Raw genomic sequence first — 26238 nt, forward strand, 5'->3', positions numbered from 1 at the left:
CCCCGTCCAATCAGGATATGATCCCGGGATTATTCCGCGGAAGCGGCGGCTTCAGCTGCGTCGGCAGCCTTCTGAGCCTTTTCGGCGGTGCGCTCCTGAGCCTTCTTTCCCGGCTTTGCCTTTTCCGGGTTGTTCTTGGCTTCGCGCTTGGCAACGCCGGCTTCGTTGAGGAAGCGCAGAACGCGGTCGGTCGGCTGCGCGCCGTTATCGAGCCAGTGCTTGATGCGCTCGGCGTTCAATTCAACGCGCTTTGCGTCGTCCTTGGCAAGCATCGGGTTCCAGGAACCGAGCTTTTCGAGGAAGCGGCCGTCGCGCGGCGAGCGAGCGTCGGCAACAACAACGTGGTAGTACGGGCGCTTCTTGGAGCCACCGCGGGCGAGACGAATTTTCAGTGCCATGTCATTTACTCCTTAGGCTTTTCTTGACCGCTTCGTGAGGCGGTATCGGTTCATTTTGCTGCGGCGCCTTGTTCAGCGTGATCCGCAGCGATCTGCTCATGGTGCCGGATGACTTCTTTAATGACGAAGTTCAGGAACTTCTCGGCGAAATCCGGATCCAGATGTGCGTCTTCGGCAAGCTGCCGCAGACGGGCGATCTGGTATTCCTCGCGCGCCGGATCGGCCGGCGGCAACTTGTACTTGGCCTTCAGCACGCCGACCTCTTTGGTGCAGCGGAAACGTTCGGCCAGGATGTGAACGAGCGCGGCGTCGATATTGTCAATCGACTGGCGATAGCTCGAAAGCTGGGCTTTGACTTCTGGATCAATCATGGGCCAGGCGATCCTCTCACTTCTTCTTCGGCAGTCCGGGCAGACCCGGCAAACTGCCACCGAGACCCGGCAGCTTTGCGCCGCCAAGACCCGGCAAACCGCCTCCCAAACCGGGCATGCTCCCGCCCGGCTTTCCAAGACCCGCCGCTTCGGCCTGCTTCTGAAGCGCCTCCAGCTGTTTCGGGTCGATATTCGAGAGATCGGGCATGCCGCCCATTCCTCCCATGCCGCCAAGGCCCATCTTGCCGGCAAGACCGCCCATCAGCTGCTTCATCATGCCGCCTTTGCCCTTGCCGCCCATCATCTTCATCATGTCCGCCATCTGGCGGTGCATCTTGAGCAACTTGTTGATGTCGGAGGCTTCGGTGCCGGAACCGGCGGCGATGCGCTTCTTGCGGGAATGCTTGAGGATGTCCGGGTTGGCGCGCTCGGCCTTGGTCATCGAAGAGATGATCGCAAGCTGACGGCCGAAAAGGCCGTCGTTCAGGCCGGCGGACGCCATCTTGTCCTTCATGCCGCCCATGCCGGGCATCATGCTCATGATACCGCCCATGCCGCCCATCTTCTGCATCTGGCGCAGCTGGTCGGCGAGGTCGTTGAGGTCGAACTTGCCCTTGGCCATTTTGGCAGCCATCGCGGCTGCCTTTTCGGCATCGATATTTTCCGCCGCGCGCTCGACAAGCGAAACGATGTCGCCCATGCCGAGGATGCGGTCTGCGATGCGGCGGGGATGGAATTCTTCCAGCTCATTCATCCGCTCGCCGACGCCGATCAGCTTGATCGGCTTGCCGGTGACGGCACGCATCGAAAGAGCGGCACCGCCGCGGCCGTCGCCATCCATACGCGTCAGGACGAGGCCGGTGATGCCGACGCGCTCGTCGAAATTGCGGGCCAGGTTGACGGCGTCCTGACCGGTCAGCGAATCCGCGACAAGCAGGATTTCATGCGGGTTCGACTTCTTCTTGATATCGGCCATTTCGACCATCAAGGGTTCGTCGATATGCGTACGGCCGGCGGTATCGAGAATGACGACGTCGTGGCCGCCGAGCCTGGCTGCCTGAACGGCGCGCGCGGCGATATCGGTCGGCGACTGACCGGCGATGACCGGCAGCGTGTCGATGCTCGCCTGCGCTCCGAGTTGCCGAAGCTGCTCCTGCGCAGCCGGACGGCGCGTGTCGAGCGATGCCATCAGCACCTTCTTCTTCTCGCGCGTCGTAAGGCGAAGGGCGATCTTCGCCGTCGTCGTTGTCTTGCCGGAGCCTTGAAGGCCAACCATCATGATGACGACAGGGGCGGCAGCGTGCAGGTCGACACCGACGCCTTCGCCGCCCAGCATCTCGATCATTTCGTCATGAACGATCTTGACGACCATCTGGCCGGGCTTGATCGACTTCAGTATCTCGGCGCCGACGGCCTTTTCGCGCACGCGGTCGGTGAAGCCGCGCACGACGTCGAGTGCAACATCAGCTTCCAGCAACGCACGGCGAACCTCGCGCAGCGCTGCGGAAACATCGGCTTCCGAAAGCGCGCCACGGCCTGTCAGTCCATTCAGAATGGATCCAAGACGGTCCTGGAGGTTTTCAAACATAGGCTCTTCCTTGATACGTTTCGGGCGGGATTGGTATGCCCGGAAACGTCGTGCTTTTCCTTGACGAAAACAAGACGCAAAGCCAAAAAGCACCCGAGGGCGCATCGCGCTGTCGGGTGTGGACCTCCGGGATCTCTTTATACCTTTGCGGGTCCCGGTCGGCGGCTCGAGTCTTGAAGCTCGTCATAGAATGAGCGGCGGTAAACAGGAAAGCGCAGACAAAGTCAAGAGAATGCGGACAAATGACCGCGTTGCGGGCTTCTGAGACCCTTCGGCGTGCCCCTTGCGTAATCTCACGTGACACGATCAAAGTGCCGCCGTGCAGGACATTCGCGACCTGCTCGGCCTCAAGGTCGGCGGGCCGATCCATTGCGAGCGCATCGGGCCGTCAAGATGGGTACCACGGCCACCAACGCGCCTCTGGAACGCCAGGGTGCCATCCTCTCCGGCCCAGGGCGGCGGAACCCGCCATACGATCCGCTTCCCTGACGAAATGGATTGCAGCATCCTCTCCTCCCATCGCACGATCCGGCCTTTCTGCCTTCACGGCGGAGAGGGCGGCGAATTGGGCAAAACAGAGGTCCGTTGCGCCGGCGGGCAAATCGAAACCATGACCGGCTGCGACCAGTCAACGCCTGCTGCGGGCGAAGCGGTTATCGTCACGACTCCGACCGGAGGAGGTTACGGTGCTTGAGGTTAGGCTGGCGATACTCCGGGTAGCTTTGAGTATCTTCAAAGATGTGTGGCGCTTTAATTCGCGTGCGATCCCGAACCGTGCGTATGTATGATAGACTCGGCCTCCTTGCCGTAGATCTCCTCAAAGTGGTCGAAGGTTTTGGAGAAGTACCCGATCCCCTGAGTGGCTGAGCGCAGTGCCCGAGCCAACTCGTCCAGCGCCCCACCGGGAACGAGTGACCGGAAGACATCCCAGCCTTTGGCGCTCTCATCACGATCGAATCCAAGCACCTGGCCCTTGAGCGCCGAGATGATCGCCACCATGCTGCCGGAGAAGATGGAGGGTATGTGGATTTCGACGCGAACCACCGGCTGCATTAGCACGGCCGCTGCCTCTGACAGCGCCTGCCGCACGCCCATCCTTGCCGCTGCCCGGAAGGCGAAATCGGAGCTATCGACAGAGTGATACTGGCCGTCCGTGAGCGTCACATCGACATCGATCACCTGAAAACCGAGTGGGCCTTTCTCCATGGCTTCACGGGCGCCGGCCTCCACCGCCGGTATATAATTCCGTGGAACGGTGCCGCCCTTGACCGTCTCGCTGAAGGTGAAGCCTTGCCCGCGCGCGTTGGGCCGGACGCTCAATTGCACGTCCGCGAACTGACCTGCGCCGCCCGTTTGCTTGCGGTGACGGTAGTGGACGTTCGAGGGCTTCGAGATCGTTTCCCGATAGATAGGGTTCGGCGATCGATCGGTCACCTCGACGCGGAACACCTCCGACAGGGTCTTGCGCAGATCGCGCAGGTGAATCGGCCCTTGGGCGCAGATCAACTGCGCGCCCGTTCCTTCTTCCTGCATCACCTTCAGGCCGCGATCGGTCTCGGCCAGCTTTGCCAGCGTCGCCGAGAGCTTCGTCTCGTCACGCTCTGTGCCCGGAACGAGGATGCGTTCGAGCATTGGCGTCGGCGGCGTCGTCCAAGCTGGCGGCGGCAACGCGTCGGCCGGTGTCAGCAGCGCAGGTGCGGGTAGGTGGTCTGACTTGACTGCGGCGAATATCGTGCCGCATGTCAGGTTGGGACGGCCGTTTCCTCCCTCCTGAAGCGAGCCGAGCCCCGAGCCGCCCAGCGCCGCGCCCTGCTTCAGTCCGTCGGCAAGCGCGCGGGCGAGAACTGTCTTCCCAACGCTCGGCCGATGGTAGGCGTGAAAGCTCACGGCAGCCAACGCCGTTTCATCTAGGCTGGCGGCCGCGGCCAGCCGCCTCTTTAGAGCTTCAACAGGCGGCGCTTCATGGCGCAGCGCCTTCATCAGCCGCTTGATGCCATTGCTGTGGGAAGCTGCCCCGAAGAGCACGGGAATGACCCTGTTTTCCTTCAGGATCCGCGAAGCGATGGCAAAGAGTGCGTCGCTTGCCGGTTCGCGATCTTCGATCAGCTCCTCCAGAAGCCAGTCATCATAGTCGGAAAGATGCTCCAGCAATTCGGAGCGTGCCTCGTGCTCGCGCGCTGCAGCACTGTCGGGAAGTTCAACGAGGGCGGAAGGTTGACCTTCGCGATAGCGCCAGGCGCGCTCCGAAATCAGGTCGCAGCTGCCGACGACCGCATCTCCGTCGCGGATCGGTATCTGCCGCAGGACGAGGGGATGGCTGGAATAGTCCTGCAGGGCGGCGATGACGTCGCGCACGCGCCCTCGCGGCTCGTCCATGCGGTTCACGAAAAGAATGCAGGGTGTTCCCGAAGCTTCGATGACACGAAGATAGGGGGCTGCCAGCACGGCTTCGTCCGGTGACGGCGATACGCAGAGGATGCAGGCGTCGCTTGCCAGCAGCGAATCCTGGGCGAGCGCCAGCGCCTCGTTGGCGCCGGGTGTGTCCAGCGCACACCATCCCTCGCTTCCGAATTCGAATTCCGTCAGGCTTGATCCGTATGGAGAAACAGACTTTCTCGGTGTCCCTTCGAGCGAAGCCAGTTTTGCGACGAGCGTCGACTTTCCCGTCTGCGAGGGTCCAAGTACCGTGAAGCAGCGCATCGGCTATCCTCCCATTGCCAAGAACACGCATCCCATTGCCAAGAATGCCTTCAACTGATGAAAAGCGCTAGGCCATTGCGATTTTTCTCAAGGATGAGGCGGCACGATGGGCGTCCGCTTTGTCGGTGCCCACTGGTAATTCCCGCGCGTTTCGGCCATATACAGCCGAAATACACGGAATGATCCTATGAGCACAACGGTCGAATTCGCGAAGATGAACGGGCTTGGTAACAAGATCCTGGTCGTTGACATGCGCGGCCGCGCGGACAAGGTGACGTCGGCTGCGGCGGTTGCGCTGAATGCCCATCCGGATACGGCCTTCGACCAGATCATGGCGATCCATGACCCGAGAGCCCAAGGCACTGATGCCTGGATCGATATCCTGAACTGCGATGGATCGAAGGCGCAAGCCTGCGGCAACGGCACGCGTTGCGTGGTGCAGGCTCTTGCTGCGGAAACCGGCAAGAAGGTCTTCACCTTCCAGACGGTGGCAGGCATCCTCAATGCCGTCGAGCATGATGACGGCACGATCTCGGTCGACATGGGCAAGCCTGTTTTCGATTGGGACAAGATCCCGCTTGCGGAAGAATTCCACGATACGAGCCGCATCGAACTGCAGATCGGCCCGATCGACAGCCCGGTTCTGCATTCGCCCTCCACCATGTCGATGGGCAATCCGCACGCCGTCTTCTGGGTCGACAGGGACGTGATGTCCTTTGATCTTGCCCGCTTCGGACCGTTGCTTGAAAACCATCCGATGTTTCCGGAGCGCGCCAATATCACGCTGGCACAAGTCACCTCGCCGGTATCGATCACGACGCGCACGTGGGAGCGCGGCGCGGGATTGACGCTTGCCTGCGGTTCGGCTGCCTGCGCAACCGCGGTTTCCGCTGCCCGCACGGGCCGCACGGGCCGCAAGGTCGACATTCATGTCGCCAGCGCCAAGCCGCCCGGCATATTGTCGATTGAATGGCGCGAGCGCGACGACCACGTGATCATGACCGGCCCAGCCGAATGGGAATGGTCCGGCACTGTCGATCCCGCCACGGGCTCATGGTCGCGCGATCAGGCGCAGGGGGCCGAGGCGCGGTGAGCGGCGTCGAGGTCATAACCTTCGGCTGCCGCCTCAATACCTATGAATCCGAAGTGATGCGGGCGGAGGCGGAAAAGGCAGGGCTCAACAATGCCATTCTAGTGAACACTTGCGCGGTCACAGGCGAGGCCGTGCGTCAGGCGCGGCAGGCCATCCGCCGCGTGCGCCGCGATAATCCACATGCCCGCATCATCGTGACGGGCTGCGCGGCCCAGACCGAAAAGCAGACATTTGCCGAAATGACCGAAGTCGACGCCGTTCTCGGCAATGAGGAGAAGCTGACGAGCACTTCCTACCGCGCGCTTCCCGATTTCGGCGTTTCGGCGGAAGAGAAGCTGCGCGTCAACGACATCATGAGTGTGCGCCAGACGGCGCCGCAGATGGTGAAGCACATCGACGGGCATGTGCGTGCTTTTATCCAGGTGCAGAACGGCTGCGACCATCGCTGCACTTTCTGCATCATTCCCTATGGCCGCGGTAATTCCCGTTCCGTGCCCATGGGTGCCGTGGTCGATCAGGCGCGCAACCTCGTTGAAAGTGGCTATCGCGAGATCGTGCTGACAGGCGTCGATGCCACCAGCTACGGCGCCGACCTCACGGGCGAACCGACGCTCGGGCTGCTCGCTAAGACGCTTCTGAAGCAGGTACCCGACATCCGCCGTCTGCGGCTGTCTTCGATCGACAGCATCGAGGCGGACAAGCATCTGTTCGATCTGATCGCCGACGAGCCGCGTTTCATGCCGCACCTGCATCTTTCGCTGCAGCATGGCGACGACATCATTCTGAAGCGCATGAAACGGCGCCATTCGCGCGCCGATGCGTTGGGCTTCGTCGAGCAGGTCCGCCGTCTGCGTCCGGAGATGAGCCTCGGCGCGGATATGATCGCCGGTTTCCCGACCGAGACCGAAGCGATGTTCGAAAATGCTGTCAGCCTGGCGGAAGAAGCGAAGATCGCTCATCTGCACGTCTTCCCTTACAGCCCTCGTCCAGGCACGCCGGCAGCCCGCATGCCGCAACTCGACCGAGCACTCGTTAAGGATCGCGCGGCACGGCTTCGCGCTACTGGACATCAGCTTCATCAGTCCCATCTGGATCAGATGGTTGGAACGCGGCAATGGCTGCTGGTGGAAAACAACGGGCTGGCACATACCGAAAACTTCACGCTTGTCGCAGCTCCCGGTCTTCGCCCGGGTTCGTTCGTCGAGGCGACCATCACCGGCCACAACGGCAACATCTCGACATGCAATTGATAGCCGCCGACGCGGCCTGATTTCACGGAATTCCCATGGCGCTCAGTTTCATCAAAAAGGTCTTCACCTTCGGCAAGGAAAAGCCGGCGGAAGAACAGGCGCCGGAGGCTGCAGAGACGAAAGCTCTCGAAGCCGAACTGGAGCCGCATTCGCGCGAAGAGCACCTGCCGCGCGCAAGCGATCCCGCTTTGCCGGAGGAGATGGATACCGCGGGTGGGCCGGCTGCGGATGCGTCCGAGACTTCCGCAGAGGAGAATTTGACGATTCTTCCGGCGGCCGACCAGATTGGTGATCTTGGAGTGATACCACTCTCGCTGCTGGAGGCGGAAGCCGAGCAGGAGGCGGGCGAGATAAAAACACCCCCCTCTGTCCCTACGGGACATCCCCCCCACAAGGGGGGAGATCCGTTGGAGGGCGAGGCTGCCTTTTCGGAAGAAAGCGCTGCTGAGGTTGTTGAGGCGTCAGAAGCCGAACCAGTGACGTCAGAGTCTGGGAAAGACATCGCCGCTCAACCGCTCACCCCCCATGTGGGGGAAATGTCCGGCAGTACAGAGGGGAATATTCCTAGTCCTGAAGCGGATGGCGAGCATGCTTCAGAGGCGGAGCCTGTGCTTCCCAAGGGCTTTGCAACCGGTCCGAAAGTCGCCGAGCCGGAACCGATTGCTCTGACGCCAAAACTCAGCTGGTTCCAGCGTCTGCGTGCTGGTCTCGCGCGCACCTCGTCGCAACTTACGGGCCAGATTTCCGCACTCTTCACCAAGCGCAAGCTGGACGACGACACGCTTCAGGATCTCGAAGACCTGCTGATACAAGCCGACCTCGGCCTCGAGACCGCCATGCGCGTCACCGGCACGCTTGCTTCCGAGCGCTATGGCAAGGATGTGACGGGAGAGGACGTCAGCCGCATCATGGCGTTTGAAATTGCCAAAGTATTGAAGCCGGTCGCAAAGCCGTTGCAGCTCGATCTCAGCCACAAGCCGCATGTCATTCTCGTCGTCGGCGTCAACGGCACCGGCAAGACGACGACAATCGGCAAGCTGGCGTCGAAGCTCTCGGGTGCCGGGTTGAAGGTCATGGTGGCGGCGGGTGACACTTTCCGTGCCGCGGCGATTGAGCAGTTGAAGATTTGGGCCGATCGCACGAAGTCGGAATTCATCGGCACCAAGCTTGGTGCCGATGCCGCGGGCCTCGCCTATGACGCCTTCGAGCAGGCGAGGGCGAAAAAGTGCGACGTGCTGATCATCGATACCGCCGGACGCTTGCAGAACAAGGCGGAATTGATGGCGGAGCTTGAAAAGATCGTCCGCGTGCTCGGCAAGCTCGATCCCGACGCCCCGCATACGGTGCTGCAGACGCTGGATGCGACCACCGGCCAGAACGCTCTCAACCAAGTCGAAATCTTCCGCAACGTTGCGGGCGTCAACGGCCTCATCATGACCAAGCTCGACGGGACGGCGCGAGGCGGCATCCTCGTTGCCATTTCCGCCAAGCACAAGCTGCCGGTCTATTTCATCGGCGTCGGCGAAGGTGTGGACGATCTGGAGCCCTTCGAGGCCGAGGATTTCGCTCATGCCATTGCCGGTCTCGGGCAATGATGCCACAGATAAGTCGACAACTGCGCGCAAGCCGCGCGAACGATGAACAGGTTTGACGGGTACATGACCACTGAAAGCGATATTACGCCCAGCGCCGCCGACCGGCACCATCCGATGCTGAAGCTGGCGCTGGAACTCGGGCCGCTTATGATCTTCTTCTTCGCCAATCTGCGCGGCGCCTGGCTGGTCGAGAGGTTCCCTGCCTTGTCCGAACTCGGCGGGCCGCTCTTCGTGGCGACGGGGCTGTTCATGGCGGCAACGATTGTCTCGCTCGTTGTTTCCAAGCTTGTTCTCGGCCATCTGCCGATCATGCCCTTCGTGTCGGGCATCGTCGTTCTGATCTTCGGTTCGCTCTCGATCTACCTCCAGAACGAAACCTTCATCAAAATGAAGCCGACGATCGTCAATGCACTGTTTGGCGTCGCGCTGCTGGGCGGGCTTGCCTTCGGCAGGTCTCTGCTCGGCTATGTCTTCAATGCAGCCTTTCAGCTCGACGCCGAAGGCTGGCGCAGGCTGACGGTCCGGTGGGGTGTCTTCTTCCTGTTCCTCGCAGTTTTGAACGAAGTCGTCTGGCGCAATTTTTCGAATGATTTCTGGGTGGCCTTCAAGGTCTGGGGGACGATGCCGATTACTATCATTTTCACCATGGCGCAGATGCCGCTCATCCTGAAGCATTCGATAACTCCTGCAGGAGAGACCGAAAAGTGACGGCTTTCAGTGCGGCGGAAAGAACGAGGCATCAGAACTTCTGGTTTGCGGCCTGCCTGGCGGTTTTGATCGCCCAGATGGCTGCCGAGTATCTGATGGGCCGCACGCCGATCTGCACCTGCGGCTATGTCAAGCTGTGGGAAGGCGTTGTCAACTCGAGCGGCAATTCCCAGCATCTTTCGGACTGGTACACGCCATCCCACATCATTCATGGCTTCCTGTTCTATGGGCTGGCGCATCTCGTGCTACGCGGCAAACCTATTGCCGTCCGCCTGCTTCTGGCGCTAGTCATAGAATCCGGCTGGGAGCTGATGGAGAATTCGCCGATCATCATCGACCGTTACCGTGCGACGACGATCTCCCTCGACTATTATGGCGACAGCATCCTGAACTCGGCCATGGACACCGTCTTCATGGTCGCCGGCTTCTTTTTCGCTGCCCGCGCGCCGGTCGCGCTTACCGTTGCCATCGCGATCTTCTTCGAGATTTTCACGGGTTATATGATCCGCGACAACCTGACGCTCAACGTGCTGATGCTGGTTTGGCCGGTCGAGGCGGTCAAAGCCTGGCAGAGTGCGATTTAGGAAACAGGCTTCCCGAGCGCCTTTTCCATCGCGGGATAGAGGCCTTCCTTGAGGCTGACATCATCGAAGGGGCCGACGCGCTTATAAAGGATCGTGCCGTCGGGGCCGACCAGGTAACTCTCCGGGATGCCATAAACGCCCCAGTCGATCGCTGCCTTGCCATTCGGATCGATGCCGATCGCGGCATAGGGATTTCCGAGCTCGCCGAGGAAACGCAGTGCGCTCTCGTTCTTGTCCTTGTAGTTGATCGCCACGATGTTGAGCCGGTTGTCCTTTGCCAGTTCCGTGAGGATCGGGTGCTCCTCCCGGCAGGGAAGGCACCAGGAAGCAAAGACGTTGACCAACGTCAGCTTTCCCTTGATCGCGATGTCCGTCAGAGGCGGCAGATTGGAGCCTTCGAGCGGTGCCAGGTTCAATGCCGGAGCCTTGGTGCCGATCAGTGCTGACGGTATTTCCGAAATGTTCTTGCCGTGGAAATCCTGATCGTAAAGCATTTTGGCAGCTGTCATTGCGATGCCGCCGAAAACCATAAGCGGGATCAGAGCCAGCGCGTAACGGGCCAAGCGACGCGGTTTCGGCTGATCCTGCTGCTGCGTGCTCATTCGCCATCCTTTGCGCGCGCCGAGCGGCGGCGGATACCGGAAGCCTCGAGCACTGCGAGTTCCTTCCGCCGTGCTCGTCCGTCGGCCCAGACCCAGAGCGTGACGGCAATCGTGAGCAAGGCCGCGAAACCGTAGGCGCTATAGACATAAAAAGCATGCGTCATGGCTATTCCTCGCGGCTTGCCATGCGGGCAGCGAGGCGGCGCTGGGCAGCAACGCGACGGCGCCAGATCTCGTTGCGCATTGCGGTGATGTGCAGCGTGAAGAAGAGCAGCGTGAAGCCGATGGCCATCACGAGGAGCGGCCGCAGGAATTCCGGATCGATTGCGGGGCCGTCGAGACGCACGACGCTTGCGGGCTGATGTAGCGTGTTCCACCAGTCGACGGAAAACTTGATGATGGGGATGTTGACGAAACCGACGAGAATCAGAACCGCGGTGACCCGTGCGGCCCTCGACGGATCATCGATGGCGCGGTTGAGTGCAATGAGACCGAGATACATCAGGAAGAGGATGAAGACGGACGTCAGCCGCGCGTCCCAGACCCACCAGGTACCCCACATCGGCTTGCCCCAGAGAGAGCCGGTGACGAGCGCTAGGAGGGTGAACGCGGCACCGAGCGGTGCGGCCGCCTTGGCGGAGACATCGGCCAGCGGATGGCGCCAGACGAGGGTGCCGATCGCCGAAATGCTCATCACCGTGTAACACATCATCGCGAGCCAGGCCGAAGGCACATGGAGATACATGATGCGGACGGTTTCGCCCTGTTGGTAGTCGCCTTCCGTTGAGAAGCTGAGATATAGCCCGACGATGAGACAGAGCGCCGTTGCCGCCGCCATCCACGGGATCGTGCGCTGCGCCAGCGCCAGAAACCGCGTCGGATTGGCGAGATCGCTAAATTTGCTGATGGCAAGGCTTGTTTCGTTCATGAACGGTTCTTTACCTTGAACGCAGTGCTCCCGCAATTGATCGTGATCAAAGAGCCGATCAATCCGATGTGTTTCGCAGCGCAAGTGCTGCGGCTGCCGGACCGATAACTGCAAAGAACAACGTCAATGCGATCAGAATGAGGAAGGGCGGCAGGAAAGGTGCCGGATCCTCCACGGCCGCATAGGTGGCGCTTACGCCGAAAATCAGCACCGGAATGGTCAACGGTAGAACAAGGATCGAGACCAGCAGCCCGCCGCGCGGAAGCGCGACGGCGACGGCCGCGCCGACGGCGCCAATGAAGGTGATCGCGGGCGAGCCGGCCAAGAGCGTCAGCATCGTCGCGCCGATCGCAATCTCGTTCATATTCATGAAGAGACCGAGGAACGGGGAGGCAATCACCAACGGGAGGCTCGTTGCCGTCCAGTGCGCGAAGCATTTAACGAGAACCGTCAGCACAAGCGGCGTTTCCTGCATCAGCATCAGGTCCAGCGAACCGTCGTCGCGTTCGGCTTGGAAAAGCCGGTCAAGACCGAGCAAAGCCGCAAGCAGCGCACCAATCCAGACGATCGCGGGGCCAATCCGCGAAAGCAGATTCAGGTCTGGCCCGACGCCGAACGGGATGACAGCGACGACGGTGAGAAAAAACAGCACGCCAACCAGCGCACTGCCGCTGGCGCGGATGGAAAGCTTCAGGTCGCGGAAGAAGAGGGCGGTCATATGCAGATGTCCCCTCGGATGGACGACCCCTCCCCGACCCGCCGCGTCGGCTGGCGCCTAAAGCAGGCCATTTCCGAATTAGCGAGGATACGATCCATATGAGCGGATGCCGTGTTGAAGCCCCTCGCTCTTGTGAGGAGGGGTTGGGGAGGAGTCGTGTTCCGGTGTGCCATAAGCTTCATCAACCCCAAACTCCTCGATCCACACCCGCAAACCCGGTCATCTTGAGTTCCCGGGCACTCTCAAGCCCGAGCGGCTGGTGGGTCGCGGCGAGAACGATGCCGCCCTTTCTGCGGTGGGCGTCGATGAGATCGGCAAGCAAGCGGTCGGCGCTTGCGTCGAGCGCTGCGGTCGGTTCGTCGAGAATCCAGACCGGGCGGTAGGCGACGAGCAGCTTGGCGAATGCAAAGCGGCGTTGCTGGCCGGCAGAGAGATAGCCGAAGGGAAGATGCGTAATGCCCGAGAGGCCGACGGCCCCGGCGGCGTCTTCGATCGATAATTCTGAAGCGCCGAGCGTGTCGCCGAGAAAATTTTGCCAGAAGGCGAGATTTTCTGAAACGGTCAGCTCGCTTTTCATCGCATTGCGGTGGCCGAGATAGTGGCTGACCTCGCGCGGATCCCGGTCCGTTTCACCACGCGAATCAGTGAATTCGACTGTGCCCCTTTCGGGCGCCAAAAGACCGGCCACGACACGCAGCAAAGTGGACTTTCCCGATCCGTTTTTCCCAGTCAAAACTAGCGCTTCGCCTGCGTCGAGACGAAAGGATACGTCTGTGAAAATCAGGTCTTCGCCCCGCCTGGCAGCGAGATTGGAGGCGTCGAGATGCATAGGTTTTCCGTTCGATAAGATTTTGGTCACCGCGACGCAAAAAATGTCCCAAATGGGCCAAGCCCTCTCTGGCACCTTTCTTAGAAATTATCTATAAGACCCGCAACCACGCCAGCGGCCGGCGTGAATTTCATCCTTGCGCCGAACATGGAGAACCTCTCCACGTGCGGACAGCGGAAATGGCCGTACCCGCATCCTGATGTGCATTAGTGCATAGGCGTCCGCACGACTGTGTTGGCTATCAGAACGGGGTCTCTCGTGTCTAAATCTCTTGACAGCTTCAATTGTCGTTCCACGCTTTCCGTGAACGGGAAAGACTATGTCTATTACAGCCTGCCGAAGGCTGAGGCGAATGGTCTCAAAGGCGTGTCGAAGCTTCCCTATTCGATGAAGGTTCTGCTCGAGAACCTGCTGCGCTTCGAAGACGGCCAAACAGTCACCAAGGAGCACATCCTGGCCGTCGCCGAATGGCTGAACAACAAGGGCTCCGTCGAAAACGAAATCGCCTATCGGCCGGCACGCGTGCTGATGCAGGACTTCACCGGCGTTCCGGCTGTCGTCGACCTCGCCGCGATGCGCGACGCGATGGTCTCGCTCGGCGGCGATCCGGAAAAGATCAATCCGCTGGTTCCGGTCGACCTGGTCATCGACCATTCGGTCATCGTCGATGAATTCGGCACGCCGCAGGCCTTTGCGAAGAACGTCGAACTGGAATACCAGCGCAACGGCGAGCGCTACCGCTTCCTGAAGTGGGGCCAGCAGGCATTCAAGAACTTCCGCGTCGTTCCTCCCGGCACTGGCATCTGTCACCAGGTCAACCTCGAATATCTCGGCCAGACCGTCTGGACGAAGGAAGAGGACGGAGAGACGATTGCATACCCGGATACCTGCGTCGGTACGGACTCTCACACGACGATGATCAACGGCCTTGGCGTTCTCGGCTGGGGCGTCGGCGGTATCGAAGCGGAAGCCGCTATGCTCGGCCAGCCGGTCTCGATGCTCCTGCCGGAAGTCATCGGCTTCAAGCTCACCGGCAAGCTCAAGGAAGGCGTGACCGCGACTGATCTTGTTCTGACCGTCGTGCAGATGCTGCGCAAGAAGGGCGTCGTTTCGAAGTTTGTCGAGTTCTTCGGCCCGGGCATGGACAACATGCCGCTCGCAGACCGCGCAACGATCGGCAACATGGGTCCGGAATACGGCGCGACCTGCGGCTTCTTCCCGGTCGACGGCGAAACCATCAACTACCTCACCATGTCGGGCCGTACGCATGACCGGATCGCGCTGGTCGAAGCCTATTCCAAGGCGCAAGGCATGTGGCGCGACGGCGATGGTTCCGATCTGGTCTTCACCGACACGCTGGAACTCGACCTCGGCGACGTCGTGCCGTCTATGGCAGGCCCGAAGCGCCCGGAAGGCCGCATCGCGCTCGAAGACATCGCGTCCGGTTTCGCCACGTCGATGGACGCTGACTACAAGAAGCCCAGCCAGCTTTCAAACCGCTATGCGGTCGAAGGCACGGACTTCGATCTCGGCCATGGCGACGTTGCCATTGCCGCCATCACGTCCTGCACTAACACCTCCAACCCATCGGTGCTTATCGCTGCCGGCCTGCTTGCCCGCAACGCCGTTGCCAAGGGCCTGAAGACTAAGCCCTGGGTCAAGACCTCGCTGGCGCCTGGATCGCAGGTTGTTGGCGAATATCTTGCCAAGTCCGGCCTACAGGCCGACCTCGACAAACTCGGCTTCAACCTCGTCGGCTTCGGCTGCACGACCTGCATCGGCAATTCCGGCCCGCTGCCGGCACCGATCTCGAAGGCGATCAACGACAAGGGCCTTATCGTTTCGGGCGTGCTTTCGGGCAACCGCAACTTCGAAGGCCGTATCTCGCCGGACGTTCAAGCGAACTACCTGGCATCCCCGCCGCTCGTCGTCGCTTATGCGCTCGCCGGCACGGTCCAGAAGGACTTGACCAAGGAGCCGATCGGCGAGGAGCAGAACGGCAAGCCGGTCTATCTCAAGGACATCTGGCCGAGCGCGAAGGAAGTTCAGGAATTCATCCTGAAGTATGTCACCCGCGAACTCTACGAAACGAAATATGCGGATGTCTTCAAGGGCGATGAAAACTGGCAGGCCGTTCAGGTTCCTCCAGGCCAGACCTACGCCTGGGACGACGACTCAACCTATGTCCAGAACCCGCCTTATTTCGTAGGCATGGGCAAGAAGGGCAGCGGTACCTCGGACATCAAGGGTGCCCGCATCCTCGGTCTCTTCGGCGATAAGATCACCACCGATCACATTTCCCCGGCCGGTTCGATCAAGGCTGCGTCGCCGGCCGGTTCTTATCTGCTCGAGCACAATGTCGGGGTCGCGGACTTCAATCAGTACGGCACGCGGCGCGGCAATCATGAAGTGATGATGCGCGGCACCTTCGCCAACATCCGCATCCGCAACCACATGCTCGGCCCGAACGGCAAGGAAGGCGGCTACACGATCCACTATCCGTCGAAGGAAGAGGAATCGATCTACGACGCCGCCATGAAGTACAAGGCAGAGGGTGTCCCGCTGGTCATCTTCGCAGGTGTCGAATACGGCAACGGTTCGTCGCGTGACTGGGCGGCGAAGGGCACGAACCTGCTCGGTGTCAAGGCCGTTATCGCGCAGTCCTTCGAACGTATCCACCGCTCGAACCTGGTTGGTATGGGCGTCATCCCCTTCGTCTTCGAAGACGGTACGACTTGGCAGAGCCTTGGCCTCAAGGGTGACGAGACCGTTACTATCGAGGGCCTGGAAAACATCAAGCCTCGCCAGAAGAAGATCGCCAAGATCACTTACGGCGACGGCACGGTAAAGGAAGTTCCGCTCCTGTCGCGCGTCGATACGCTTGATGAAGTGATCTACCTTAACAACGGCGGCATCCTGCAGACGGTTCTGCGCGATCTTGCTGCCTGATTGTTAAGAGGCATGACATATAATGACCGCCGGAAAGCAATCTCCGGCGGTTTTCTTTGCGGGTTTCCATCTCACGCCGATGTGTTCCGGCGACGATACCGGCGCGTGGCGTCTCACCCCTTCGTGACTTCCCGTTTGCGGCCGGAAGGATTATCTCTACCATCGTAATCAGGGACTGCGGTTTTCGGTCTGCTGCGTGTCTCTGGAAAAGAGGTTGGAATGTCGCCGCGTTTTGTGATCTCGCTGGTCGCCGGTATGGTGCTTACAGCGCCGCTTCATGCCGAGGATGGCAAGCTGAAAGGCGTCGTTGAACTTTTCACCTCGCAGGGATGCTCCTCTTGTCCCCCCGCCGATGCTGCCTTCCGGAAGCTTGTTAGCCAGGGCGATGTCATCGCGCTCGCCTATCATGTGGATTACTGGAATTATCTCGGGTGGACGGACACGTTCAGCTCGAAGGAAAACACCGAGCGCCAATATGGTTATGCGCGGATGATGGGCCGCAGCAATGTCTATACACCGCAGGTCATGGTGAACGGCCGCGATCACCTGACTGGCTCAGACCTTTCTGCTATCAACGGCAAGATCGATACATTTTCGACGGAAGGCAAAGGCTTGACCGTGCCCGTGGACGCGCAGATGCACGGCGACGAGCTCGAGATAAAGATCGGCGCCGGCGAAGGAAAGGCCAATGTCGTTCTTGTCTATTTCGACAAGGAAAAGACGATTACCGTCGAAAAGGGCGAAAATAGCGGCAAGAAGATTTCCTATCTCAACAGCGTCAGCGATGTCGAAACGATCGGCATGTGGGACGGCAAGTCGGCAAACCTGACGCTGCCCGCAAGCGTTCTGCAGAAACCAGGACTCGAGGGGTGCGCCGTCCTGCTTCAGGCTGCGACAGCGGACGGCGATCCGGCCGCGATTCTCGGCGCAACAATCGTCATGGCAGGCAAGAATATCTGACCGGTTTCACCGCTTCGACGCGGACGGAAATGAGGCGGCCCGGCTGATCGTATTCGGGGCTGGGGTTAAGGTCGATACGCTCAGCCGGGCCCTTTGGCGCGCTGGCGCCAAATCAGTGAGCGAACTTCCCCCGGAAATGAGGCGCTGTTTTGACTGAAATGCGGCGCTTGGGAGATTGCATAGCATATGTTTAATGTGATGGTTGGCCGCACTTGCAATTTGATGTGGCTCGGGCAAACTGTCGTTCTCCTGTCATAAGCGGAGGCTTGGGAGACTGATGACAGATCAGCCGGATTTGCGGCATGGCGACGCCCGTTCCGCCAGTAGTAGTTCCTCGGTCGTCGTCGATTTAAAAGAGTACAAGCAAAGCAAGGATCCGCCGCCGGTGACGTTTCATCGCCGCGAGCTGGATGCGATTCTGTGGATCTACGGAAGGATGGTCGGCGAAGGCGAATGGAAAGACTACGCCATCGACCATTTGAAGGAGAAGGCGATCTTCGCCGTGTTCAAACGTTCAGGCGAGATGCCGCTTTTCCGCATCGAGAAGGATCCGAGGCTTGCCACCAAGCAAGGCGCCTATTCCGTGGTCAATTCAAACGGCATGATCCTGAAGCGCGGCCATGACCTCCAGCAGGTGCTGAAAGTCTTCAACAAGGTGTTCAAACTCGTCGAGAAGTGAAGGCATCAGCCCTTGAACAGCGTGCCGGGATAGACCGACGGATTAGGATCGCTGTCTTTGCCATCGCCGAGCGGCCGCTGCATGATCATCGTGTCAAGCCAGCGCCCGTGTTTGTATCCGGCACCTTTCAGCAGACCCGTATCTTCAAAGCCCAACGTGCGATGAAGCGCGATCGAAGCAGGATGAGCGCCGCCAATGACGGCTATCATCTGGCGGAAGCCGAGTTCCGTGCAGCGCGAAATCAGCGCTGTGAGCAGTGCCCGACCGATGCCAAGGCCGCGCGCTGCAGGCGCGAGATAGATTGAATCCTCCACGATCCAGCGATAGGCAGGTCGGGTGCGGAAGGCGGAGGCGTAGGCATAGCCAAGCAGGGTCCCATTCTCATCAACCGCAGCGACATAGGGATACCCGAGGCCGGTATTCGCGGAGAAGCGAGAAGCCATCTCGGATTCCGAAGGCGGGATGATCTCGTAGCTGGCGACGCCATTGAGGACTGATTCGCGATAGATTTCCGTGATTGCGGGAAGGTCGGAAGGAGTGGCGTCACGAAGGGAGAATGGCATTGAGTCGGCCGACTATTGATGAATAGTCTTTAGAAAACACTCCATCGCTCAACGCGCAATAAAAAAGGCGGCCGGAGCCGCCTTTTCGGTGATGCTGTCCCCTTACCTGCGGTTACCGAGGAACTGCAGCAGGAACATGAAGAGGTTGATAAAGTCGAGATAGAGCGTCAGCGCGCCTATGATCGCCTTGCGGCCGGCGACGGCAACGTCATCGGCTTCGAAGTACATTTCCTTGATCCGCTGCGTATCGTAGGCTGTAAGGCCTGCGAAGATCAGAACGCCGATCACGGAGATCGCGAACTGCATCGCGGAAGAGGCCAGGAAAATGTTCACCAGCGAGGCGATGATCAGACCGAAGAGGCCCATGATCAGGAACGAGCCCATCGCCGAGAGGTCACGTTTTGTCGAGTAACCGTAAAGCGACAGCGCGCCAAAGGAGGCGGCGGTGATGAAGAACGTTTGAACGACGCTCTGGCCCGTGTAGATCAGCAGGATTGACGACAGCGAAAGGCCGACGAGTGCGGCATAGACCCAGAAAGTCGTCTGGGCGGCGGCGACACTCATGCGGCCGATCCGGAAGCTCAGGAAAAACACCAGAGCCAACGGGGCAAGGATCACGACCCACTTCAGCGGGCTCACATAGATCGCCTGGCCGAAGGCGGTCAATTGACCGTCGGCAAAAGCGAGCTGGAATGATAGAAATGCCGCTACACCCGTGATCGCCAGACCCAGCGCCATCAGGTTGTAGACCTTGAGCATATAGGAGCGCAGGCCCTGGTCGATCATCTCGCCAGTTTGTGCGCGGCTTTGGTAGTTACGAAGGTCAGCCATAGTTTCCTCTTAAAAGCTCCGATGGGAATACGGTGTCGGGCTATACGACCCGGGCGCCGCTGCGGAGCTCCAGCATGCCTAGCCACAATATGAGCCTTTCGCCCTTTGCAAACAAGGCCCTTGCAACCCGCGATCGGGTTAAATCGCCGTAAGGTGAAGGGATTTTATCTGCCGCCGATTCAGAGCTCGCGCAAAACGGGTGCTGCCTTCTGGCCGAGAATGCGCCAAGTGCCGATCAGCCCGATGCCAACGGTCAGGACCAGAGCGGTGATCAGCGTAAGGCCAGCGACATCCGGCAGGAACGTCGAAGGTATCCGCATAATTCGGCTGACGATGAACCAGGCCGCGGCTCCGCCGGCGATCAATGCGAAGACCGCCGTTGCAATCCCTAGGATCAGGTATTCGTAGCTGAAGGCGCGGATCAGCATCGCTCGCGTTGCGCCCAGCGTCTTGAGCACGACGGCATCGTGGGTTCGTGCCCGGTTGCCGGCGGCAAGCGCGCCGGCAAGTACCAGAATGGAGGAGATGAGCGCAACGGAGGCGGCCGCGCGGATTGCAGTCGCAAGCTGCGCGACCAGCGTGTTGACGATGTCGATCGCATCTTTGACACGGACGCTGGTGATCGTCGGGTAGGTATTGGTCACGGATTTGAGGATGGCTGCTTCCACGGCCGGCGTCGCCGAGGGATCGGTAAGCGTTGCCAACCATGCATGCGGAGCGCCACGGAAGGTATTGGGCGAGAAGACCATGACGAAATTGATCGACAGCGATTCCCACTCGACCTTCCGCAAGTTGGCAATTTTGGCAGTGAGGTTGCGGCCAAGCACATTGACAGTAACGGTATCGCCGATCTTCAGGCCGAGTTCTCTGGCTTCTTCCGAGGAGAAGGAGACAAGCGGCTCGCCCCCGTAGTCCTTCGGCCACCAGCTTCCCTCCGTCAGCGAGGAGTTTTCCGGCTTCGACTCTGAATAGGTGATGCCGCGATCGCCGCGCAGCACCCACTGGCCACCGGGTGGCACCTGGATCTTGGTCACGTCCTTCCCGTTCAGCGCCAAGATACGGCCGCGCAGCATCGGCACTTCGACGAGTTTGCCTTCTGGTGCCTGCCGGTTGATCAGGCTGCGGAAGTTTTCGACCTCGGCACTTTGAATGTCGACGAAGAAGAAATTCGGTGCGCCATCGGCCATGCGTCCGGTCAATTGCCGGCGGAGGTTACCGTCGATGAGCGTCAGGGTGACCAGCAGAGCGAGGCCGAGACCGAGCGAGAGGACGACGGACGGCGTCAGTGCGCCAGGGCGATGGATGTTGCCGATCGCAAGCCTCAGTGCCGGCGAATTGACGCGCGGGCTGCGCTTGGCAAGCCAGGCGATCAGTGCCGCAACAGCGCGCAAGATGACGAAGGCGAAGACGATCGCACAGACGAAGATGACGGCGATGTAGCGGTCATAGGCGGTAAGGATCGCAAGACTGGCAAGTGCTGCCATGAAAAGCGCGGCAAGCAGGATATAGGGCCACGAGGGCAGGCGGCGTGCCTCGAAACCCTGTTCGCGGAAGAGCGCGGTTGCCGGCACTTCGCGGGCATGGCCGAGCGGCATGATGGCGAAGGCGAGTGTCGTCAGGATGCCGAAGAGCGCTGCTATCAGCAGCGCGCCTGGATAGAGCGTCGGCTCGGTGGAGACCGGCAGGAATTGTGCGAGAAATTGCGCGGCGAGCATCGGCGACAGGATACCCAAGACGAGGCCGATCAGGATGCCGGCGAAGGCGATGATCGCAATCTGGAAGAGATAAACGAGGACGACGACTGCGGCAGGTGCTCCGAGGCATTTGAATGTCGCGATCGTTGTGCGCTTCGCATCCAGGAAGGCGCGGACGGCGTTGGCGACGCCCACGCCGCCGACGATCAGTGCGGTGAGGCCGACGAGCGTGAGGAATTGCGAGAAGCGGGTAATGTTTTCGGTGAGCGAGGGTGCCGCGCGGTCGCTCGTTCGGATCGACCAGCCCGCCGATGGTAACTCCGTGGTGGCGCGGTCGCGCACGCTGCCGCGCTCGGAGGGGTCGTCGAGCTTGATCTTGTAGACATGCTCGACAAGGCTGCCGGTCTGGATGAGCCCGGAGGCAGCCAGAGCTTGCCAGCTGACCACCAGACGCGGCGCAAAACCGAAACCTTCTGAGAGCGCATCTGGCTCTGTCTTAACGGTGCCGGTGATGCTGAGCGTCGCGTTTCCGAGCAGGATCTCGTCGCCCACCGCAAGACCGAGGCGCTCCAGCAGCAGGGGTGCTGCAACGGCGCCATAGGTTCCGTTCTGATCGGAGAGCAGAGCGGAAAGGGTGTAATCCGGTTCGGCCGTGAATTTGCCATAGAGCGGATAGGCGTTATCCACCGCCTTGACCTCGACCAGCGCCTGATCGGAGCCATCCGGCTTTCGTGCCATGGAGCGAAGGCCGGTCGAGGTGGAAACCTGGCCAAGGCCCCGGAGGAAACCCATCTCCTGCTGGGTCGCCTCGCGATTATTCAGTTCGAAACGGACATCGCCGGCGAGCAGCTCCTGGCCCTGGGATGCGATTGTGTCGGTGATCGATTGCGAGACGGAATTGACGGCGGCGATCGCGCCGGTGCCGAGCGCGATGCAGGCAAGGAAAATATAGAAGCCTCTGAGGCCGCCGCGAAGCTCGCGAAGGGCAAGACGGAAGGCGAGCGCGACGCGGGGTGTGACGAGCTTCATGCGATGGCTGCTTCGGAACGCCGGTCGGCAGTATCGCCTTCGATCTGGCCGGAACGGACTTTGATCTGCCGCGAACATCGGTTGGCGAGCGACACGTCATGCGTGACGAGCAGCAGAGTCATGCCGCGCTCGGCCTGCTTGGAAAACAGCAGATCGGCGATCTGGCGGCCGGTATCGGTGTCGAGATTACCGGTCGGTTCGTCGGCGATGAGGAGGGCGGGCGAAGGCGCAAGCGCGCGGGCGATGGCGACGCGCTGTTGTTCGCCGCCCGAAAGCTGGCCCGGATAGTGGCTCAGCCGCTCGCCGAGGCCGACCGACATCAGCTCGCGCCGGGCGATTTCGAAAGGGTTCGGCACGTTTGCGAGCTCAAGGGGTACTGCGACGTTTTCAAGGGCCGTCATATTGGCGATCAGATGGAACGACTGGAAGACGATGCCGATATTGCGGCCGCGGAAATCAGCGACCTGGTCTTCGCTGAGAGCGTGCAGGGGTGTCTCGTTGATGTTGATCTCGCCGCTATCGAGCTTCTCGAGACCGGCAAGGACCATCAGCAATGTGGACTTGCCGGAACCGGAGGGGCCAACGATACCAACCGACTCGCCGGCGGCGACCGAAAGGTCGATGCCTTTCAATACATGCACGGAGGCTGCAGCATTGCCCAGCGTCAAATCTGCCTGCTTGAGCTTGATGATGGTTTTTGCCAACAGAAAATCGCCCTATATGAATTGCAAAGACTTTGCCAATCTAGGGAAAGCAGCATGAGATTTAAAGTTGTCGCGCTTCACATCGCTGTCATTGCCGTTTCGTTGATTTTCGGGACCAGTGCAAATGCCACGACCATCAACCTTGTCGGCTTCGGCGACAGCCTGATGGCAGGCTACCAACTGCCGCCAGGCGACGGCTTCCCGGAGAAGCTGCAAGCGGCCTTGAAAGCCAAAGGCGTCGATGTTTCGATCGCCAATGCGGGCGTTTCCGGCGACACGACGGCAGGCGGGCTGGCGCGAATCGACTGGTCTGTCCCGGACGGCACAAACGGCGTCATTTTGGAGCTTGGTGCCAACGACGCGTTGCGCGGCATTGCCCCGGAAGAGAGCGAAAAGAATCTCGATGCGATAATTGCCCGGCTAAAGGGTCGCGGCATCGCCGTGCTGCTTGTGGGTATGATGGCGCCGCCGAACATGGGTGCGGATTATGCCGCGCGGTTCAATCCGATCTACCAAAAACTCGCGGAAAAACATAAGGTTCGGCATTATGCCTTCTTCCTTGACGGGGTCGTCACGGACGCCAGTTTAAAGCTTGAGGATGGAATGCATCCGAACGCGAAGGGCATTGATGTGATGGTCCAGAAGATGGAACCAGCTGTCACGGAATTCATCGGGACGATTTCTACTGTGAAGAAATAAGGGCTTGCGCGGGTCTCGAATGCGTGATTCCGTGTGAGCACCTGCAAAAGATTCGGGGAGTGCTCGTTATGCCGAGACTGTTTACCGCCCTCGAAATTCCGCGCAATGCGGCGATGAGCCTTTCATTGCTGCGCGGTGGTCTTCCCGGTGCTCGATGGATCGATGTCGAGAATTACCATATCACGCTGCGTTTCATCGGCGATGTCGACGGACGTACTGCGGACGAGATCGTCGAGCGCTTGGACCGGATCGACCGGCCCGAATTTCAGATACGCCTTGACGGCATCGGCTCCTTCGGCTCGAAGAAGCCCCATTCCGTTTGGGCGGGCGTTTCGCCTTCGCCGGAGATGTATGCCCTGCAGGCTGAAATCGAACGTATATGCCAGAGGATCGGCCTGCCGTCGGATCCCCGCAAATTCACGCCGCATGTGACGCTGGCGCGGCTGAAGTCCTCGCGCGTCGATGACGTCGTCCACTATCTTTCCAGTCGAGGCAACTTCCAGACGTCATCCTTCACGGTTCCACGCTTCGTGCTGCTTTCTTCGCGGGAGTCGGTCGGCGGCGGTCCCTATCTGACGGAAGAAGTCTTCCCGCTGAGCGAGGCTTGGTCCGCGCCGAGCGTATCGACCAGCGCGATGCAGCCGGTCAAAAGCCTCGTATAGATCAGTTCAAAGCCTTCCGGGCCGCCGTAGTAGGGGTCCGGAATATCCTCGCCGGTCTGAAGCGCGGCGTCGCCGAAAAGCATTATGTTGCCTGCGCCCGGCGCCATCGCGCGAAGCTCGGCAACATTGGCGCGGTCCATTGCGAGGACAAGATCGAATTCCTCGAAATCGTCAGGGCGGATATGGCGGGCACGCTGCTCTGTAATGTCAATACCGTGGGCTCGTGCGATTGCGATCGAGCGCCTATCAGGCTGTTTGCCTTGATGCCAGCCGCCGGTACCTGCCGAATCAATCTTGAAACGATCGGCAAGACCGGCTTCTCTTGCAATACGCGCAAGGATGCCTTCGGCGAGCGGCGAGCGGCAGATGTTGCCCATGCAAACAAAGAGAATGCTGACGCGTTTCATGAAGGGACCTGACGGAACATATGGGAGAACAATGACATGAAACAGGAGAAACTGGAACGGAGTGCGATCAACGGCCAGCTTGCCGGATTGACGGGCTGGTCCCTGGATGATGGTGCAGCATCGATCTCCAAAACCTTCAAATTCGCAAGCTTCGTTGAAGCCTTCGGTTTCATGACGAAGGCGGCGCTTGTGGCAGAAAAGCTCAACCACCATCCGGAATGGTTCAATGTCTACTCCAGGGTCGAGGTGAAGCTGAACACGCATGATGCGGGCGGCCTGACCGAACTCGACTTCAAGCTTGCCAAGGCGATGGACAAGGCTGCCGGACAGTTTGATTGAATATGCCGAAGCCATCACCATATCTTCGCATGCACGAAAAGGGAAAACGGAATGGACGACGTCAAGTTCGGTGAGATCCTGCTCCCCGGGGACGAAGATACCCAGAGCAGGCAGGAAAAGGCTGTGCGGAAAAAGTTCTGGCCGACCTTCAAGCGGGCAGTGCGGCAAATTCCGTTTTCACGCGACCTGGTGGCAGGCTTCTATTGCGCGCTCGATCCCGAGACGCCGGCGCGTGTACGCGGCATCATGCTTGCTGCGCTAGCGTATTTCATCCTGCCTCTGGACATGATTCCGGACATTTTCGCCCTGATCGGCTTTTCGGACGATATTGCCGTGCTCACCGCAGCGTTTGCGATGGTCAGCAGCCATGTGAAAGCGAAGCATTACGAGGCGGCGGATCGTGCGCTTGCCGATCAGCCGGAAGGCATGAAAACGATCTAGGCCGTTTCGGCTTCCAGCACCTGTGCTCAGGCAATTCTTTGATAAATTTCCAATGCCTTAATGGTCCGGCAGCGGAATTCCGGAAGGTCAAACTCTTGCCTGAATCTTTATGTCTTAAATCTCCTCGAAGGGATGGCATCAGGCCATCAGGGCAGAATATCGTCGCGGGGCGCAATCGCGTTATACGTTGACACTCAGGCCGGAATGACACACGTGGCGACAATTCGTAGGCTCCGTTGACGCTTTGGTAACCTGAATCAAGTCAAAATAAAGCAGATCGTGACGAAGACGCCGCTCGCTCCGACAGGGCGCTGAATCGTAAGAACCGGCAGGAAATCCATGTTTGTAAAAAGTATCGTATCCGCTCTCGCACTCGTTCTGATCACGGCCGGAACTGCAGGAGCGCAGCAGACTGCTGCTGCGCCCACGCGCATCCAGCAATTCCAGGCTTGGGGTGCCTATTCCTACAAGCAGGGCAATGGCAATGTTTGCTACGTGCTGTCCGTGCCGACCGAAAAGAAACCGGTTGGCATCGACCACGGCGACAACTTCTTTATCGTCTCGCAGCGTCCCGGCCAGAACATCTCTTACGAGCCGCAGGCCATGATGGGCTACACGGTCAAGGAAGGCTCGAAGATAGAAGTCGTCATCGATAGCAAGACCTTCGTTATGTTTACCAAGGATAAGGCCGGCTGGGTCGAGAATGCGGCGCAGGAACCGGCGCTTGTGGCAGCCATGAAGGGCGGCAAGTCGATGACTGTCAATGCGATGTCTCGCCGAGGCACCGCCACATCCTACAGCTACTCGCTCTCCGGCATCTCTGCTTCGCTGAAGCAGATCGAAACCTGCAAGTAAGCCACGTTGCGCGATCTTGAAGTTCAAGGCCGGCCCTTGCGCCGGCCTTTGCCTTTTGCCAT

At 59.9% G+C, this 26238-nt stretch carries 27 protein-coding genes and 1 pseudogene; 14 read left to right on the forward strand and 14 right to left on the reverse strand.

Annotated elements, in window-relative coordinates:
• Positions 1–29 precede the first annotated feature (29 nt).
• Genes rpsP through ffh form a run of 3 tightly spaced genes read right to left on the reverse strand, consistent with a single transcriptional unit; the run spans position 30 to position 2357 of the window.
• Positions 30–398: a 30S ribosomal protein S16 gene (rpsP, locus tag BN1800_RS17925; protein WP_027511773.1), complete on the reverse strand. Its 369-nt coding sequence runs from the start codon at positions 396–398 to the stop codon at positions 30–32.
• A 50-nt stretch (positions 399–448) separates the two neighbouring features.
• Positions 449–769 (reverse strand): chorismate mutase, encoded by a 321-nt coding sequence (locus BN1800_RS17930; RefSeq protein WP_027511772.1) that lies wholly within the window; start codon positions 767–769, stop codon positions 449–451.
• A 16-nt stretch (positions 770–785) separates the two neighbouring features.
• Positions 786–2357, reverse strand: coding sequence for a signal recognition particle protein (ffh, locus tag BN1800_RS17935; RefSeq protein WP_027511771.1), 1572 nt, complete (start codon positions 2355–2357; stop codon positions 786–788).
• A gap of 448 nt (positions 2358–2805) precedes the next feature.
• Here ffh and BN1800_RS17945 point away from each other — a divergent pair.
• A pseudogene (locus BN1800_RS17945) lies at positions 2806–3051 on the forward strand (hydantoinase B/oxoprolinase family protein); the annotation flags it as partial.
• A gap of 56 nt (positions 3052–3107) precedes the next feature.
• On the opposite strand, the gene BN1800_RS17950 reads toward BN1800_RS17945, so the two are convergent.
• Complete coding sequence (locus BN1800_RS17950) at positions 3108–5057, reverse strand: elongation factor G (RefSeq protein WP_086999865.1); 1950 nt, start codon at positions 5055–5057, stop codon at positions 3108–3110.
• 187 nt (positions 5058–5244) lie between these two features.
• Here BN1800_RS17950 and dapF point away from each other — a divergent pair, with 187 nt between their 5' ends.
• The 5 genes from dapF to BN1800_RS17975 all read left to right on the forward strand — a co-directional run bounded on the left by dapF (position 5245) and on the right by BN1800_RS17975 (position 10287).
• Entirely contained in the window at positions 5245–6150 is a 906-nt protein-coding gene (gene dapF, locus BN1800_RS17955; protein WP_086999867.1) for a diaminopimelate epimerase, read from the forward strand.
• Positions 6147–7400 (forward strand): tRNA (N(6)-L-threonylcarbamoyladenosine(37)-C(2))-methylthiotransferase MtaB, encoded by a 1254-nt coding sequence (gene mtaB, locus BN1800_RS17960; protein ID WP_086999869.1) that lies wholly within the window; start codon positions 6147–6149, stop codon positions 7398–7400. The genes dapF and mtaB overlap by 4 nt, the downstream gene beginning before the upstream one ends.
• A gap of 35 nt (positions 7401–7435) precedes the next feature.
• Positions 7436–8995 (forward strand): signal recognition particle-docking protein FtsY, encoded by a 1560-nt coding sequence (gene ftsY / locus BN1800_RS17965; RefSeq protein ID WP_086999871.1) that lies wholly within the window; start codon positions 7436–7438, stop codon positions 8993–8995.
• A 63-nt stretch (positions 8996–9058) separates the two neighbouring features.
• Positions 9059–9703, forward strand: coding sequence for a septation protein A (locus BN1800_RS17970; RefSeq protein ID WP_086999873.1), 645 nt, complete (start codon positions 9059–9061; stop codon positions 9701–9703).
• Positions 9700–10287, forward strand: a complete 588-nt coding sequence (locus BN1800_RS17975; protein ID WP_086999875.1) for a DUF2585 domain-containing protein — start codon at positions 9700–9702, stop codon at positions 10285–10287. Before BN1800_RS17970 ends, BN1800_RS17975 begins: the two co-directional genes overlap by 4 nt.
• Here the strand turns inward: BN1800_RS17975 and BN1800_RS17980 are convergent.
• From BN1800_RS17980 to ccmA, 5 genes are all read right to left on the reverse strand, one after another.
• Positions 10284–10889, reverse strand: a complete 606-nt coding sequence (locus tag BN1800_RS17980) for a DsbE family thiol:disulfide interchange protein (RefSeq protein ID WP_086999877.1) — start codon at positions 10887–10889, stop codon at positions 10284–10286. The genes BN1800_RS17975 and BN1800_RS17980 overlap by 4 nt on opposite strands.
• Entirely contained in the window at positions 10886–11053 is a 168-nt protein-coding gene (gene ccmD / locus BN1800_RS17985) for a heme exporter protein CcmD (protein ID WP_027511763.1), read from the reverse strand. The genes BN1800_RS17980 and ccmD overlap by 4 nt, the downstream gene beginning before the upstream one ends.
• Positions 11054–11055: 2 nt before the next feature.
• Positions 11056–11817, reverse strand: a complete 762-nt coding sequence (locus BN1800_RS17990) for a heme ABC transporter permease (RefSeq protein ID WP_086999879.1) — start codon at positions 11815–11817, stop codon at positions 11056–11058.
• Between the two features lie 58 nt (positions 11818–11875).
• Entirely contained in the window at positions 11876–12535 is a 660-nt protein-coding gene (gene ccmB, locus BN1800_RS17995) for a heme exporter protein CcmB (protein WP_027511761.1), read from the reverse strand.
• Between the two features lie 181 nt (positions 12536–12716).
• A complete protein-coding gene (ccmA, locus tag BN1800_RS18005) occupies positions 12717–13364 on the reverse strand; it encodes a heme ABC exporter ATP-binding protein CcmA (protein WP_086999883.1) in 648 nt (215 codons plus the stop codon).
• Between the two features lie 258 nt (positions 13365–13622).
• Between ccmA and acnA the strand changes: the two genes are divergently transcribed.
• The 3 genes from acnA to BN1800_RS18020 all read left to right on the forward strand — a co-directional run bounded on the left by acnA (position 13623) and on the right by BN1800_RS18020 (position 17952).
• The gene (gene acnA, locus BN1800_RS18010; protein ID WP_086999885.1) at positions 13623–16313 is read left to right on the forward strand and encodes an aconitate hydratase AcnA; all 2691 of its coding nucleotides are present in this window, start codon (positions 13623–13625) and stop codon (positions 16311–16313) included.
• 219 nt (positions 16314–16532) lie between these two features.
• Positions 16533–17273: a DUF1223 domain-containing protein gene (locus BN1800_RS18015; protein ID WP_086999887.1), complete on the forward strand. Its 741-nt coding sequence runs from the start codon at positions 16533–16535 to the stop codon at positions 17271–17273.
• A gap of 277 nt (positions 17274–17550) precedes the next feature.
• The gene (locus BN1800_RS18020; RefSeq protein ID WP_027511757.1) at positions 17551–17952 is read left to right on the forward strand and encodes a DUF2794 domain-containing protein; all 402 of its coding nucleotides are present in this window, start codon (positions 17551–17553) and stop codon (positions 17950–17952) included.
• Between the two features lie 5 nt (positions 17953–17957).
• Here BN1800_RS18020 and BN1800_RS18025 read toward each other — a convergent pair whose 3' ends face one another.
• From BN1800_RS18025 to BN1800_RS18040, 4 genes are all read right to left on the reverse strand, one after another.
• Complete coding sequence (locus BN1800_RS18025; RefSeq protein ID WP_086999889.1) at positions 17958–18515, reverse strand: GNAT family N-acetyltransferase; 558 nt, start codon at positions 18513–18515, stop codon at positions 17958–17960.
• A 102-nt stretch (positions 18516–18617) separates the two neighbouring features.
• Complete coding sequence (locus tag BN1800_RS18030; RefSeq protein WP_027511755.1) at positions 18618–19346, reverse strand: Bax inhibitor-1/YccA family protein; 729 nt, start codon at positions 19344–19346, stop codon at positions 18618–18620.
• Positions 19347–19525: 179 nt separating this feature from the next.
• Positions 19526–22069 carry an ABC transporter permease gene (locus BN1800_RS18035; protein WP_086999891.1) on the reverse strand — a complete coding sequence of 848 codons (2544 nt, stop codon included), beginning with the start codon at positions 22067–22069 and terminating at the stop codon, positions 19526–19528.
• Positions 22066–22773 (reverse strand): ABC transporter ATP-binding protein, encoded by a 708-nt coding sequence (locus tag BN1800_RS18040; protein WP_027511753.1) that lies wholly within the window; start codon positions 22771–22773, stop codon positions 22066–22068. The genes BN1800_RS18035 and BN1800_RS18040 overlap by 4 nt, the downstream gene beginning before the upstream one ends.
• Positions 22774–22827: 54 nt before the next feature.
• Here BN1800_RS18040 and BN1800_RS18045 point away from each other — a divergent pair, with 54 nt between their 5' ends.
• Both BN1800_RS18045 and thpR read left to right on the forward strand, forming a co-directional pair.
• A complete protein-coding gene (locus BN1800_RS18045) occupies positions 22828–23472 on the forward strand; it encodes an arylesterase (protein ID WP_086999893.1) in 645 nt (214 codons plus the stop codon).
• Between the two features lie 68 nt (positions 23473–23540).
• Positions 23541–24134 (forward strand): RNA 2',3'-cyclic phosphodiesterase, encoded by a 594-nt coding sequence (gene thpR, locus BN1800_RS18050; protein ID WP_027511751.1) that lies wholly within the window; start codon positions 23541–23543, stop codon positions 24132–24134.
• Here the strand turns inward: thpR and BN1800_RS18055 are convergent.
• Positions 24041–24541, reverse strand: a complete 501-nt coding sequence (locus BN1800_RS18055; protein WP_086999895.1) for a low molecular weight protein-tyrosine-phosphatase — start codon at positions 24539–24541, stop codon at positions 24041–24043. The two genes, thpR and BN1800_RS18055, sit on opposite strands and share 94 nt — an antisense overlap.
• 36 nt (positions 24542–24577) lie before the next feature.
• Between BN1800_RS18055 and BN1800_RS18060 the strand changes: the two genes are divergently transcribed.
• The 3 genes from BN1800_RS18060 to BN1800_RS18070 all read left to right on the forward strand — a co-directional run bounded on the left by BN1800_RS18060 (position 24578) and on the right by BN1800_RS18070 (position 26176).
• Complete coding sequence (locus BN1800_RS18060) at positions 24578–24880, forward strand: 4a-hydroxytetrahydrobiopterin dehydratase (protein ID WP_086999896.1); 303 nt, start codon at positions 24578–24580, stop codon at positions 24878–24880.
• 51 nt (positions 24881–24931) lie between these two features.
• A complete protein-coding gene (locus BN1800_RS18065; RefSeq protein ID WP_027511748.1) occupies positions 24932–25321 on the forward strand; it encodes a YkvA family protein in 390 nt (129 codons plus the stop codon).
• A 339-nt stretch (positions 25322–25660) separates the two neighbouring features.
• Positions 25661–26176: an invasion associated locus B family protein gene (locus tag BN1800_RS18070; protein WP_086999898.1), complete on the forward strand. Its 516-nt coding sequence runs from the start codon at positions 25661–25663 to the stop codon at positions 26174–26176.
• The last annotated feature ends 62 nt before the right edge of the window (positions 26177–26238 follow it).

The organism is Rhizobium sullae (genome assembly GCF_900169785.1).
Lineage (GTDB): Bacteria > Pseudomonadota > Alphaproteobacteria > Rhizobiales > Rhizobiaceae > Rhizobium > Rhizobium sullae.